Raw genomic sequence first — 13,228 nt, forward strand, 5'->3', positions numbered from 1 at the left:
AGCTGCGCAGCTATTGTAATGGCCGTGCTCATCGATACCCCGCCGTACGCGCCCCCGAAACGCGCCGAGCGCCTGGCCGACGCCACCCGCCGTACCCCGATCTGGGCGCTGCCCGAGGTCCGCTGGGCGACCGCCGCGACCGCGCTGTTCGCCCTCGGCGGCACGCTGCACCTGGCCGGAGCCCCGGCGTGGAGCTGGTGGGCCGCCTACCTTGCCTGCTACGTCGCCGGCGGTTGGGAACCAGGCTGGTCCGGACTGCGCGCACTACGCGAACGCACCCTCGACGTCGACCTGCTGATGGTGGTCGCCGCGATCGGGGCCGCCGCCGTCAACCAGGTCTTCGACGGCGCCCTGCTGATCGTCATCTTCGCCACCTCCGGCGCGCTGGAAGCGCTCACCACTCGACGAACCGCCGACGCCGTCCACAGCCTGCTCGACCTGGCCCCGCCCCAGGCGACGCGGATCGTCGACGGCGCCGAACAGCGGGTCGACACCGTCACACTGCGCGTCGGCGACGTCATCCTGGTCCGCCCCGGCGAGCGGATCGGCGCCGACGGACAGGTTGTCGACGGCGCCAGCGAGGTCGACCAGGCCACCATCACCGGCGAGCCGCTACCGGTGGACCGCAGCCACGGCGACGACGTGTACGCCGGCACCCTCAACGGCACCGGAGCGCTACGGGTCCGGGTGACCACCCCGGCAGGCGAGACCGTCGTCGCCCGGATCGCCGCCATGGTCGAGGAGGCCGCCGCCAGCAAGGCACCCACCCAGCTGTTCATCGAACGGATCGAGCAGCGCTACTCGGTCGGAGTCGTGGTCGCGACTCTCGCCCTGTTCGGCATCCCGCTCGCCCTCGGCGACAGCCTCACCGACGCCCTGCTGCGGGCGATGACCTTCATGATCGTCGCTTCCCCCTGTGCCGTGGTGCTGGCGACCATGCCGCCGCTGCTCGCCGCGATCGCCACCGCCGGCAGACACGGCGTACTGGTCAAATCCGCCGGGGTGATCGAACGCCTCGGCCGTGCCGACCTGGTCGCCTTCGACAAGACCGGCACCCTCACCGAAGGTCGGCCCCGAGTCACCGCCGTCCACCCCGTACCCGGTGATCCGGCCACCGGCGACGCGGACCAACTGCTGGCTCTCGCCGCCGCCGCCGAACTGCCCAGCGAACACCCGATCGGTGTCGCCGTGGTCGCCGCCGCCCGCGACCGCCAGTTGGCGATCGCCGCCACCGACACGTTCGCCGCACTACCAGGGCGCGGCGTCACGGCCCGCGTCGTTGACCGGCAGGTGGCCGTGGCCAGCCCGGCCCAGCTGCTGACCGCCACCGACGACGGGGCCCGCCGGCTGGTCGCCGAAGTGGAGTCCGCCGGCCAGACCGCCGTCGTGGTCGCCGTCGACGGCACGCCGGCAGCCGTCCTCGCGCTCACCGACCGGTTGCGACCCGGCGCGGCCCCGGTCACCGCCGCGCTGCGTGCCCTGACCGGGCGGTCGCCGGTGCTGCTCACCGGCGACAACCCGCAGGCAGCCGGCGGGCTGGCCGCCGAGGTCGGCATCGACGAGGTACGGGCCGGTCTGCTGCCGCAGGACAAGGTCGCCGCGGTACGGCAACTGCAGGCCGGCGGCCGGCGGGTGCTGGTGATCGGCGACGGAGTCAACGACGCACCGGCGCTGGCCACCGCGCACACCGGCGTCGCGATGGGTGGCGTCGGTGCCGACCTCGCCCTGGAGACCGCGGACACCGTCATCGTCCGCGACGACCTGACCACCATCCCCGCGCTTGTCGCCCTCGCCCGGCGGGCCCGGCGCTGCGTGGTCGCCAACCTGGTCATCGCCGGCACCGTCATCGTGGTCCTGGCGACCTGGGACATCGTCGGCCACCTGCCGCTGCCGCTCGGCGTCGCCGGGCACGAGGGCTCCACCATCCTGGTCGCGCTCAACGGCATGCGGCTGCTGCGCCGCTCGGCCTGGCAGCAGTGACGGCCCCGGCGCGCAGCGACGCTCAGGCTGTCGGCGACCGCCCCGAAGCTGCCGACGCCAGGTCGCTAGCGCGCCGCCGGGCCGCATCGCGACCTGGCGGTACGCCGTACGCCCGCCGGTACTCGCGGTTGAACTGGGTCGCGCTGACGTACCCGACCGTCCTGGCCACTCCAGCGGCGGTGTCGGCGCCAGCGACCAGCAGCCGCCGGGCCTGCTGCAGCCGCAAGGACTTTTGGAACCGCATCGGGCTCATCCCGGTCACCGCCTTGAAGTGCCGGTGCAGGGTCGCCACGCTCAGGTGGGCCGCCGCCGCGATCTGCTCGACCGTCAACGGCTCGGCGTACCGGGCCCGGATCAGCCCGGCCGCCGCCCGGACCTGCGACAACCGGGACTCGGCAACGGTGAGCTGACGCAGCGCCGGCCCGAGCGGGCTGCTCAACAGCCGGTACAGGATCTCGCCCTCCATCCGGGCGGCGAGCGGCCGGATGTCGGCCGGGTCGTCGAGCAGCCGTACCCACCGGGTGACCGCCTCGACGATCCCCGGGGTCATCGCCGCCGTGGTCAACGCGGCCGGCTCTGCCGACCCGGCCGGCGGCGACGGTGGCTCGTCCAGCTCCAGCAGCAGATCGGCGAGCATCCGCCCGTCCAGACGCAGCACCGCCGACCGGTACGGCACCTGCTCGAACACGGCGGTCACCGGCAGCTCCACCGAGCTGAGGAACATCGCCCCCCGGCCGACCAGCCAGCTGCGCTCACCGGCGGTGCTGCGTTTCGCGCCCCGGGCCACGAAGCAGACCATCGGCTCGTACAGCAGATCGGTCGGCCCGGCCCGCTCGTCGTCGAAGCGGACCAGCCGCAGCCGGGGCACGGCGGTCTCGACCGCCGGCACCGGGCAGCAGTGCCGGGCGACGACCCGTGCCAGCTCGTCTATCATCGATCGCCCCGCCGTCAGTGAGAGGATCAGGCAAGAGTACGCGGAGCGCGCCCCATGCCGGCACCCCCGGGGCGGACATAGCGTCGGGGCATGACACAGACAACGAACGGCCGGCAGCTGCCCCGGCGCGAACTCGGATCGCAGGGGCTCGAAGTCGGTGCGATCGGCCTCGGCACGATGGGCATGACCATGGCGTACGGTCCGGCCGACCCGGCCAGCGGCATCGCCACCATCGGTCGGGCGTACGAACTCGGCGTCACCATGTTCGACACCGCCGAGCTGTACGGAATGGGCACCGGCAGCAACGAGCAACTGCTCGGCAAGGCGGTACGCGGCTTCCGTGACGACGTGGTGCTCGCCACCAAGTTCGGCCTCGACCTGACCGACCCGAGCCGGTTCGGTACCGCGTTCGACAGCCGGCCGGAACACATCCGCGAGGTCACCCACAACAGTCTGCGCCACCTCGGCACCGACCACATCGACCTGCTCTACCAACACCGGGTCGACCCGAACGTACCGATCGAGGACGTCGCCGGCACTGTCGGTGAGCTGATCGCCGAAGGCAAGGTGCGCTACTTCGGGCTCAGTGAAGCCGGCCCGGACATCATCCGGCGGGCGCACACCGTCCACCCGGTGTCGGTGCTGCAGACCGAGTACTCGGTGTTCGAGCGGGCGGTGGAGCCGCAGGTGCTGCCGACGGTCCGCGAGCTGGGCATCGGATTCGTTGCGTACTCGCCGCTCGGCCGCGGCTTCCTGACCGGCGCGGTCCGGCCCGCCGCCGAATACCCGGACGGTGACATGCGGACCTGGGACGAACGCTGGCAGCCGGGCAACTACGAACAGAACCTGGCCGCGGTGCGCGAGCTGACCGCGATGGCCGCTGCCAAGGGCGTCGCGGTCACCCAGCTCGCCCTGGCCTGGCTGCTCGCCCAGGGCGACGACATCGTGCCGATCCCGGGCACCCGCAACCCGCAACGGCTCGCCGAGAACGTGGCGGCCGCGTCTGTTGTGCTCAGCCCGGCCGAGGTCGACCGGATCCGCGAGATCCTGCCGCACGGCGCGGCCGGCTCCCGCTACCCGGCCGCCCGGATGCCGGTCTGGTGACTTTCCCACTGCCCGGCCTGCTCGTGGTTCAGGCCGCGAGCAGGCCGAGCAGCCACAGCCCGGCAATCGCGAACGCGGCACCCAGCTCGATCAGCATCGCCAGCCCGACCGCCAACACCGCGCGCTTCGTGGCCGGCCAGGCGGCGGCGAAGTCACCGAGCCGCTGCCGCTCGGCCAGCCAGACGCCGAGCACGAAGCCGACCACCAGGCCGAGCACCGGGACGACGAAGAAGCCGACCAGGCCCAGCGCGCCGCCGACCAGCAGCGACCGGTTGGGTACGCCGGCCCGTTTCAGGTCCCGCCCCGGCCACAGATACTTGGTCACCGTGCCACCGACTGCGATCAGGGTCGCCACGGCGACGACCAGCCACCGGCCGCCACCGGCGTCGCTGAAGATCGCCCAGCCGAGCACGCCGGCCCAGCAGAGCAGCAGACCGGGCAGGATCGGCACGAGCACGCCGATCAGCCCGATCAGGATTGCCAGGCCGCTGAGCAGGGTGACCAGCGTCTGCGTGTCGTCGAGATCCACACCGACAGGGTGACCGACGACCGCCAGCGTGGCGAGCCCGGCGTTGTCGCAGGGCTGCGATTCGGGTACGGATCCGAAACAATGTCCGAAACCTCGGGAGGATCGCGTGGCCGCTGCCGCACCGGCAACCGATGTCCATCCGGCCTGGCTGCCGGCGCAGGCATGGCGTGCCATCGGGGCACGGCACACCCTGGTCTCCGGTGACGAGAAGCTCGTCGCCACCGTGTACGCCGAGGTGCGGGCGGCCTGCGCCCGGTTCGGCGGATCGGTGACCCGGCTGTCGGTCGACGGCGAGGCCGATCTGATGCTGGCGTTGACCGGCGCCGCCCGTCCCGGTCGAACAGCCGACGCCTCCGGACCGGCCGATGCTCCCGGCGGCCTCGACGACGAGGGCTACACGATCGGCCGCGCCGGCAGCCTCACCACGGTCACCGCCGACACCCCCGCCGGGCTGCTGTACGGGCTGTTCCACGTGGTCAGGCTCGGCGAGTCGGCGTTCGGCGACGACATCCCGACGCGGACGCACCGGCCGGCGATCGGCCGGCGGATGCTCGACCACTGGGACAACATCGACGTGCACCCGGTGATGGGGCAGGTGGAGCGGGGCTACTCCGGCGGGTCGATCTTCTGGCGGGACGGCGCGATCACCGACGACCTGGACCGGGTCAGGGCGTACGCCCGGCTGCTCGCCGCCAGCGGCGTCAACGCGATCACCATCAACAACGTCAACGTGGGTCGCACCGAGGCGCGGCTGCTCACTGACCGGCTCGACGACGTCGCCACCTTCGCCGACATCTTCCGCCCGTACGGCATCCGGCTGCACCTGTCGGTGACCTTCGCCGCGCCGATGGTGCTCGGGGGCCTGGCCACCGCCGACCCGCTCGACGCGGCGGTACGCGACTGGTGGGCGACCACCACCGCCCAGGTCTACGCCACGGTGCCCGACTTCGGCGGGTACGTGGTCAAAGCCGACTCGGAGGGCCAGCCCGGCCCGTTCGCGTACGGGCGCAGCCACGCCGACGGCGCCAACCTGCTCGCCGACGCCCTCGCCCCGCACGGCGGGGTGGTGCACTGGCGGGCGTTCGTCTACAACCACCGGCAGGACTGGCGGGACCGCACCACCGACCGCGCGCGGGCGGCGTACGACCATTTCGCCCCGCTCGACGGCCAGTTCCGCGACAACGCGATCGTGCAGGTCAAGTACGGGCCGATCGACTTCCAGACCAGGGAGCCGGTGTCCCCGGTGATCGGCGCGATGCCGGCCACCCGGCTGTCCGTGGAACTGCAGGTGACCCAGGAGTACACCGGCCACCAGCTGCACGTCTGCTACCTGCCTCCGCTGTGGAGCGAGGTGCTCGGCTTCCGGTTCGACGGCGACAGCCTGGAGGCCGACGGGGACGTCAGCGGTGACGCGGGGTCGTCGGTCGCCGCGATCGCCGCGCGGGGCGGCACCCTGGCCGCCGTGTCGAACGTCGGCGACGACCCGTTCTGGTGCGGGCACCCGCTCGCCCAGGCCAACCTGTACGCGTTCGGCCGGCTCGGCTGGGACCCGACCGCCGACCCGGCCGCGCTGCTCGACGAGTGGATCGACCTGACCTTCCCGGCCGGCGCGGTCTCCGATCCGGCGCAGTTGCGGCAGGCACTGCACGCGATGATGGACGGCTCGTGGCGCACCTATGAGCGGTACACCGCCCCACTGGGTGTCGGCTTCATGGTCAACCCCGGCAACCACTACGGTCCGTCCGTCGACGGGTACGAGTACACCCCGTGGGGCACCTACCACTTCGCCGACCGCGACGGCGTGGGCGTGGACCGGACCCTGGCCACCGGCACCGGTTACACCGGGCAGTATCCGAAGCCCTGGTCGCAGGTGTACGAGTCGCTGACCGACTGCCCCGACGAGCTGCTGCTGTTCTTCCACCACGTGCCGTACGGTCATGTGCTGCACAGCGGCTCGACGGTCATCCAGCACATCTACGACACCCACTTCGCCGGGGCCGACGAGGCGATCGCCATGCGGGAACGGTGGCTGGACATCGCTGACATCGGCCTCGACTCCGCCCTGTACGCCCGGGTCGCCGACCGCCTCGACGAGCAGGTCCGCTCGGCGCGGGAGTGGCGCGACCAGATCAATACCTACTTCTTCCGCAAGTCCGGCGTCCCGGACGCGCACGGCCGCCGGATCCACTGACTGGCCTCCCTTACAGGTCGAGTGGCGCGCCGGAGTCGACCCGGAACGGGTACGGCCGCTCGGCGACACTCGGGGGCCACGTCGGGTCCGGCGGCTCCGGGGCGGCGGTGGTGGCGGTGATCCCACCCCAGCGGTCGCGGCAGACGTAGGCGAGGTCGGCGTGGATCCAGACGCCGTCGTTGTCGCGCAGCACCGGCCGGCCGCAGTGCCGGCACGGCGCGACCCTGGGGTACGGCGGCGTGGCCGGGGTGTCCGTCATGGCAGGTTGACGTCGACATCGGCGTCGGCGTCCCCGTCGCCCCAGCTCAGCCCGCCCAGGCCGGCCGCCCGGTGGAACCCGGCGTGGTAGCGGACCTCCGCGCACACCTCACCGTCCGGTCCACGTACGCCGCAGAACAGCGGCTCGTTGAAGTTCCACGCCTCGGCCCGCGACAGCAGCGGCGTGTACTCGCCCAGCTCCGGGCACAGGATGGTGAGCCCTTCGGCGTACGCGACGGCCTGCTCGCGCGCTTCGTCGAAGTCGGCGGCGGCGAAGGTCAGGTGCAGTGTGTACCGGCCGCGCCGGTCGGGCCGTAACCAGTCCGGCAGGTTGCCGCCCCGGTCCCCGCCACCGCCGTTGACCCGCCCGACCGGACGGCAGCGCTCGCGTTCGTTGAGGTAGCGGTTGACCAGCGCTTCGGCGTGCCCGGCAGGGCCGGCGTCGGCTCCGAGGGCGTGTGCGACGGCGGCCCGTGCCGGTTCGGACAGGTCAGCCCGATCGAGTACGGCGAACAGGTCCCGGTTGCGCTCGGTCGGGTCGAGGGTCGGGTCGGTCCAGCGTGCTGAACGGTTGTCGGTCACGGACACCTCCAAGGGCAGGTACTCGCAGTTCACCGTCGTGGAGCAACTCGCGCGAGGTGGAGGAAGGCTGCCGTACGGGGAACGACAGCCTTCCTCCGCTCGACCCACCGCCACAGACCCTCGCGTCCCTGACGGCGGGGAGTTACCCGGCGAGACCTCGACCTCGCCGCCTAGATCATGATGTGAATCATTCACTTCGACTAACATCTGAACACATCAGTAAGATCAAGACCAGTCCCTATAGGAGAAAACTTTGGACGGTAGTTGAACCTCGTCATGCAGTCCGCGAGACTTGCTGGATGCCAGAGAAGCGAGACCGGCGGACCCCCACCGTGCGCGGACGTCAACTGGGTCTGGAGCTGAAGCGCCTACGCACCGAGGCGAGGCTGACCGCAGACCAGGTCGCTGAGGAGATCGGCTGCTCGCAGGGCAAGATCTCCCGCATCGAACTCGCCCAGACCAGCGTCAGCAAGGGCGACCTCTACCTGATGCTCAACCTGTTCGGCGTCACCGACCCCGCACGACAGGAGCAGTACTGGCGCCTGGCCAAGGAGGCCCGTGGACGCGGCTGGTGGGAGGACTACCGCGACACCATCACCAGCGAGTTGAGCACCTACATCGCCTTCGAGACTGAGGCATCCGGGCTCCGCACCTGGTCATGGGGCACGATCAACGGCCTACTACAGACAGAGGAGTACGCGAGGGCGACCTTCACCGGCGAGCCAGCCGGACGAGACCGGACGCCGCACGACATCGACAAGCACGTCGAGGCGAGGCTGGCCCGCCAGCACCGGCTCACCGAGGACGCGCTGAAGCAGTGGGCCATCCTGGACGAGTCCCTGCTGCACCGGCCGATCGGCGGACCGGAAATCTTCAAGGCTCAGCTGGACCGCTTGCTGGCACCGCCCAGCAGCGTGACCATCCAGGTCCTCAAGCAGCAGACAGTCTGGCACGCGGGCCTCAACGGCGCCTTCACGATCATGGACTTCCCTGAGCATCCGTCGGTCGTCTTCGTCGAGACACTGACGGGCGACCTGGATGTGGAAGGCGAGAGAGACGTCAGGCGGTATAGCCTGGCGTTCGACTACCTACGCGCGACGGCAGCCGGAGTCGAGGAGTCACGAGAGTTGATCGCTCGTGCACGGGACAGCATCGAGTAGGGATGGCGGCAATGGACCTCTCCAAAGCGAACTGGCGAAAGAGCAGCCGCTCCAGCGGCGGCGGAAGCGGCGACTGCGTCGAGGTGGCTGACCTTGACATCGCCGTAGGCGTACGGGACAGCAAGGACGCCACCGGCCCAGCTCTGCTGTTCAGCCCGGCTGCCTTCACCAACTTCCTGTCCGGCCTCAAGGACTACGAGTCCGCGGAGGGCTGATCCAGCTTGCTGCAACGATCTCGGACGGACGGACACGAGGTAATCGCGCAGGACCCGCCCCACGCCCACTGGCGCAAGAGCAGCCGCAGCAGCGCCAGCGGGTCAGACTGCGTCGAGGTGGCCACGCTGGCCGGTGGCACCATCGGCGTACGCGACTACAAGGACCCGAACGGCCCGGCGCTCCTCTTCCCCGCCGGAGCCTGGACGGCGTTCCTCACCACAGTGTCCAGCCGCTGACGCGGCCGGTCTGCCTTTCGACGACGCCGGTGCCAGCCAGCTGCCCGTACGTGTTCCTCGACGTCGACGGCGTACTAATTCCTTTCGCCGCCCGTGCCACTGGCCGCGCGCCTTCGCCCGTCGCCGCAGCCGATCTTGATGTCGGTGGTAATCCGCTGCTGGAACGGCTCGATCCGGAGGACGGACGCCAGCTGCTGGCGCTCGATGGTCAACTGGTCTGGGCGACCACGTGGATGGCCGAGGCGAACGACGTCGTAGCGCCGCTGCTCGGCCTGCCGGAGCTGCCGGTCGTCTCGTGGCCGGACTCCGATGACGAGCCTCCGCGCGGCGTGCACTGGAAGGCGGCGTTCCTCACCAGCTGGGCGGCCGGGCGTACCTTCGTCTGGCTCGACGACGAGATCACCGACCTGGACCGGCAGTGGGTCACCAGGAACCACCCTGGCAAGGCGCTACTGCACCGCATCGACCCGCAACTCGGCCTCACCGACGCCGACTTCTCCACCATCCGCCAGTGGCTCAGGGCTACCACGTAGCGTTGAACTCGGCGTACGCCGCAGCGTCCTCGCCGGCAAGGGTGGCGTGCAAGGCAGCAGCAGCATCGACGGCGCGCCGATCCAGGTACTCACGGATCGCCCACGCGATCAGAGCAAACCGGTTGCCCCCGGTAACAGCAGCGGCAAGTTCCTCGCCGAGGTCATCGTCGGGCGTGATCAGAATGCTCACGGTCATGCCGCCGACGCTATCAACGACCAAGGCCCGAGCACGGCCACGCCGGCTACGGTGGGCGGATGAGCACTCGCCATCTGCCCGCCCAGATCGGTGACCTGCCGCCGATCGGACGGCCTGCCAACAGTGCCCTGCTGGCAGCCGGCGTCACCACCCTCGCCCAGGTCGCCACCTACCGTCGCGCCGATCTGCTGGCCATGCACGGGATCGGCCCGAAGGCCGTCGGCATCCTCGCCACCGCGCTGGCCGAACGCGGCCTCGGCTTCGCCGACTGACGGAGGAGACGCCGGATGACCTCGCCTGATGGTGTCCGCCCACCAGCCCGCCATGATCACTTGACGTTCTGCTGGGAGAGCATCGGCGTGTCGCCCAGCAGAACGTCAAGTGATCATGATGGACCGCGGCCCGCCGACGCACCGGCACTCGTACGCGAGGCCACGCTCGCTGATGTCGACCAGCTGACCGAGGTGCACACGCTGGCCCGCACCGCCTACTACACGGCGGCAGGTGGGCTCGACCCGGCCGACCCGTCGCTGTCGTCCCCCGCTGCGTACGCCGAACGCCGCACCGCTTGGGCGAACGCGGTCACCTCGCCGGAGCTGTTCACCGTCGCCGCTGTCCTCGACAGCCGGGTCGTCGGCTGCGCGGCGATGGGACCCGCCTTCGCCGGTCATGTCGACCCGGGCCGCGTCGGTCAGCTCTACCAGATCCACGTGCTCCCCGACTGCTGGGGTCGAGGGATCGGTGGACTGCTGCACGACGCGTTCGTCGCGTACCTGGAGAGGACCGGCCGGACCGGCGGGCTGCTGGAGGCGTGGGAACGTAACGGTCGGGCCCAGCGCTTCTACGCCGCTCGGGGCTGGCAGGCCGACGGCCACAGCCGCCCCGGCCCGGGCGACACCCGCTATATCTACCTTCAGCTCGGCCGGGCAGCGGTACCCTGCCCGGCGTGAACGAGCTCGTCGAGCGGCACACTGTCCTCGCCGTCGTCGTCGGATCCCGGGCGTACGGGCTGCACGGGCCGGACTCCGACTACGACCGGCGCGGCGTGTACGTGGCCCCGACCCGTGCGTTCTGGCAGCTGGACAAGCCGCCCACCCACCTCGACGGGCCGGCACCGGAGCAGTTCTCCTGGGAGTTCGAACGCTTCTGCACCCTGGCGTTACAGGGCAATCCGACCGTCCTGGAGGTGCTCTGGTCCCCGCTGATCGAGACGCTGCGCGAGGACGGCGAGCAGTTGCTGGCCGTCCGGCAGGCGTTCCTGTCGACGCGACTCGCCCAGACGTACGGCGGCTACGCCCGCGACCAGCTCGACCGGGTGGCGGCCCGCCGCGAACGCACCGGCGAGACCAACCACAAGCAGGCCATGCACATGATCCGGCTGCTGACCGCCGGTGCCCACGTGCTGCGGACCGGGGAGGTCCTGGTCGACGTGGGACCGTCGCGGGACCGGCTGCTCGCGGTCCGGCGCGGCGAGCTGCCGTGGACGGCGGTCACCCGCTGGGCGGCGGATCTGCTGGCCGAGCTCGACGACGCGGCGGCCGGCACCGTACTGCCGGAGCAGCCCGACCGGGCCGCCGTCGACCGGCTGCTCATCGGCGTACGGGAAAGAAACCTGCGGTGACGGGCGCGCGGGGTCGTTGAAGTTTCCCGGAGAAATTCCGCGCCGGCATGTCGAGAACCCGGGAGCGGCTCCGTCCCAGGTGCGAACACGGCCACAATGGGCCGTACCTCACCAAGGAGAACATGATGGCCAAGTACCTGCTGCTCAAGCACTACCGGGGCGCGCCGGCGGCGGTCAACGACGTACCCATGGACAAGTGGGAGCCGGCGGAGGTCACGGCCCACATCCAGTACATGAATGACTTCGCCGCCCGGCTGGAGGGCACCGGCGAGTTCGTCGACGGTCAGGCGCTCTCCCCGGAGGGCACCTTCGTCCGCTACGACGGCGAAGGCCGGCCACCGGTCACCGACGGCCCGTTCGCCGAGACCAAGGACCTGATCGCCGGCTGGATGGTGATCGACGTGGAGAACTACGAGCGCGCGATCGAGCTGGCCGGCGAACTGTCCGCAGCTCCCGGTGCCGGTGGCAAGCCGATCCACGAGTGGATCGAGGTGCGGCCGTTCTACGCCGAGCAGCCCACGGCCACCGAGTGAACGAGTCCCTGCTGCGGGAGCTGGTGCCCGCGGTGATCGGCGTCCTCGTCCGCCGCGGAGCCGACTTCGCGGCGGCCGAGGACGCCGTGCAGGACGCCCTGGTCGAGGCGGTACGCGGATGGCCCGACGACCTGCCGCGCGATCCCAAGGGCTGGCTGGTCACGGTGGCCTGGCGCAGGTTCCTCGACGCCGTCCGCGCCGACACCTCCCGGCGGCGGCGGGAGGAGCTGGTCGACGCCGAGCCCGCGCCCGAGCAGGGGGCGGCGGCGACGGATGACACGCTGGCGCTGTACTTCCTGTGTGCGCACCCGGCCCTGACCCCGGCCTCGGCGGTCGCGCTCACGCTGCGCGCGGTCGGCGGGCTGACCACGCGGCAGATCGCGCAGGCCTACCTGGTGCCGGAGGCGACCATGGCCCAGCGGATCAGCAGGGCCAAACGGACCGTCGCCGGCGTCCGGTTCGACCAGCCCGGTGACGTCGCCACCGTGCTGCGCGTGCTCTACCTGGTCTTCAACGAGGGGTACTCCGGTGACGTGGACCTCGCCGCCGAGGCGATCCGGCTCACCCGCCAACTGGCAGGCATGATCGACAATACGGAGGTCGCCGGCCTGCTGGCGCTGATGCTGCTGCACCACGCCCGGCGTCCGGCCCGCACCGGTCCCGAGGGTCGGCTCGTGCCGCTCGCCGAGCAGGACCGCAGCCGGTGGGACACCGCACTCATCACCGAGGGCGTCGACGTGCTCCAGTCCGCCCTCACCCGCGACCGGCTGGGCGAGTTCCAGGCCCAGGCTGCCATCGCCGCGCTGCACGCCGACGCGCAGACCGCTGAGGAGACCGACTGGGTGCAGATCGTCGAGTGGTACGACGAACTGGTACGCCTCACCGACAACCCGGTGGCACGACTCAACCGGGCCGTCGCGCTCGGCGAGGCCGACGGCGGGCGAGCCGGTCTGGCCGCCCTGGCAGAGCTCGACCCGGCCCTGCCCCGGTACGCCGCCGTTGCGGCACACCTGCACGAGCGCGACGGGGATCCGGCGACCGCGGCACGGCTGTACGCGCAGGCCGCCCGGTCAGCGCCCAACCTGCCCGAACGCGACCACCTCACGCGACAGGCCGCCCGGCTCAACGCGCAGCTGCGAAGTTGACGGTGACCCG

The 13,228-nt window shown here is 71.2% G+C and carries 17 protein-coding genes; 12 read left to right on the forward strand and 5 right to left on the reverse strand.

The features are described from left to right. Positions 1-72 precede the first annotated feature (72 nt). On the forward strand, positions 73-1,980 hold the full coding sequence (locus tag O7553_RS21195; protein ID WP_281555693.1) for a heavy metal translocating P-type ATPase: 1,908 nt from the start codon (positions 73-75) through the stop codon (positions 1,978-1,980). A 22-nt stretch (positions 1,981-2,002) separates the two neighbouring features. On the opposite strand, the gene O7553_RS21200 is transcribed toward O7553_RS21195, so the two are convergent. Then, positions 2,003-2,914 (reverse strand): AraC family transcriptional regulator, encoded by a 912-nt coding sequence (locus O7553_RS21200; RefSeq protein ID WP_281551431.1) that lies wholly within the window; start codon positions 2,912-2,914, stop codon positions 2,003-2,005. Between the two features lie 90 nt (positions 2,915-3,004). On the opposite strand from O7553_RS21200, the gene O7553_RS21205 reads away from it, so the two are divergent. Further along, positions 3,005-4,018, forward strand: coding sequence for an aldo/keto reductase (locus O7553_RS21205; protein ID WP_281551432.1), 1,014 nt, complete (start codon positions 3,005-3,007; stop codon positions 4,016-4,018). 28 nt (positions 4,019-4,046) lie between these two features. Here the strand turns inward: O7553_RS21205 and O7553_RS21210 are convergent, their stop codons facing one another. Continuing rightward, complete coding sequence (locus tag O7553_RS21210) at positions 4,047-4,547, reverse strand: DUF456 domain-containing protein (protein ID WP_281551433.1); 501 nt, start codon at positions 4,545-4,547, stop codon at positions 4,047-4,049. A 106-nt stretch (positions 4,548-4,653) separates the two neighbouring features. On the opposite strand from O7553_RS21210, the gene O7553_RS21215 reads away from it, so the two are divergent. Then, entirely contained in the window at positions 4,654-6,738 is a 2,085-nt protein-coding gene (locus O7553_RS21215) for an alpha-glucuronidase (protein ID WP_281551434.1), read from the forward strand. 10 nt (positions 6,739-6,748) lie between these two features. Here O7553_RS21215 and O7553_RS21220 read toward each other — a convergent pair whose 3' ends face one another. Both O7553_RS21220 and O7553_RS21225 read right to left on the reverse strand, forming a co-directional pair. Continuing rightward, the gene (locus O7553_RS21220; protein ID WP_281551435.1) at positions 6,749-6,997 is read right to left on the reverse strand and encodes a hypothetical protein; all 249 of its coding nucleotides are present in this window, start codon (positions 6,995-6,997) and stop codon (positions 6,749-6,751) included. Further along, positions 6,994-7,578: a hypothetical protein gene (locus O7553_RS21225; protein ID WP_281551436.1), complete on the reverse strand. Its 585-nt coding sequence runs from the start codon at positions 7,576-7,578 to the stop codon at positions 6,994-6,996. The genes O7553_RS21220 and O7553_RS21225 overlap by 4 nt, the downstream gene beginning before the upstream one ends. Positions 7,579-7,877: 299 nt before the next feature. Between O7553_RS21225 and O7553_RS21230 the strand changes: the two genes are divergently transcribed. From O7553_RS21230 to O7553_RS21245, 4 genes are read left to right on the forward strand one after another with little or no spacing between them, the layout of a single operon-like run. Next, entirely contained in the window at positions 7,878-8,738 is an 861-nt protein-coding gene (locus O7553_RS21230) for a helix-turn-helix transcriptional regulator (RefSeq protein WP_281551437.1), read from the forward strand. An 11-nt stretch (positions 8,739-8,749) separates the two neighbouring features. Then, positions 8,750-8,953 (forward strand): DUF397 domain-containing protein, encoded by a 204-nt coding sequence (locus tag O7553_RS21235; RefSeq protein WP_281551438.1) that lies wholly within the window; start codon positions 8,750-8,752, stop codon positions 8,951-8,953. A 9-nt stretch (positions 8,954-8,962) separates the two neighbouring features. Next, positions 8,963-9,190: a DUF397 domain-containing protein gene (locus tag O7553_RS21240; RefSeq protein WP_281555694.1), complete on the forward strand. Its 228-nt coding sequence runs from the start codon at positions 8,963-8,965 to the stop codon at positions 9,188-9,190. A 29-nt stretch (positions 9,191-9,219) separates the two neighbouring features. Beyond that, the gene (locus O7553_RS21245; RefSeq protein WP_281551439.1) at positions 9,220-9,723 is read left to right on the forward strand and encodes an HAD domain-containing protein; all 504 of its coding nucleotides are present in this window, start codon (positions 9,220-9,222) and stop codon (positions 9,721-9,723) included. On the opposite strand, the gene O7553_RS21250 is transcribed toward O7553_RS21245, so the two are convergent. Then, complete coding sequence (locus O7553_RS21250) at positions 9,713-9,919, reverse strand: hypothetical protein (protein WP_281551440.1); 207 nt, start codon at positions 9,917-9,919, stop codon at positions 9,713-9,715. The two genes, O7553_RS21245 and O7553_RS21250, sit on opposite strands and share 11 nt — an antisense overlap. Before the next feature lie 59 nt (positions 9,920-9,978). Here O7553_RS21250 and O7553_RS21255 point away from each other — a divergent pair, with 59 nt between their 5' ends. The 5 genes from O7553_RS21255 (at position 9,979) to O7553_RS21275 (ending at position 13,218) form a co-directional block, all read left to right on the forward strand. Next, positions 9,979-10,191, forward strand: a complete 213-nt coding sequence (locus O7553_RS21255) for a DNA-binding protein (protein WP_281551441.1) — start codon at positions 9,979-9,981, stop codon at positions 10,189-10,191. 15 nt (positions 10,192-10,206) lie between these two features. Next, positions 10,207-10,869 (forward strand): GNAT family N-acetyltransferase, encoded by a 663-nt coding sequence (locus O7553_RS21260; protein WP_281551442.1) that lies wholly within the window; start codon positions 10,207-10,209, stop codon positions 10,867-10,869. Continuing rightward, positions 10,866-11,540: a nucleotidyltransferase domain-containing protein gene (locus O7553_RS21265; RefSeq protein ID WP_281551443.1), complete on the forward strand. Its 675-nt coding sequence runs from the start codon at positions 10,866-10,868 to the stop codon at positions 11,538-11,540. Before O7553_RS21260 ends, O7553_RS21265 begins: the two co-directional genes overlap by 4 nt. Before the next feature lie 125 nt (positions 11,541-11,665). After that, positions 11,666-12,073 carry a YciI family protein gene (locus O7553_RS21270; RefSeq protein ID WP_281555695.1) on the forward strand — a complete coding sequence of 136 codons (408 nt, stop codon included), beginning with the start codon at positions 11,666-11,668 and terminating at the stop codon, positions 12,071-12,073. Further along, a complete protein-coding gene (locus tag O7553_RS21275) occupies positions 12,070-13,218 on the forward strand; it encodes a DUF6596 domain-containing protein (protein WP_281551444.1) in 1,149 nt (382 codons plus the stop codon). The genes O7553_RS21270 and O7553_RS21275 overlap by 4 nt, the downstream gene beginning before the upstream one ends. Positions 13,219-13,228 lie beyond the last annotated feature (10 nt).

The sequence above is a fragment of the Solwaraspora sp. WMMA2059 genome, assembly GCF_027497315.1.
Taxonomy (GTDB): domain Bacteria; phylum Actinomycetota; class Actinomycetes; order Mycobacteriales; family Micromonosporaceae; genus Micromonospora_E.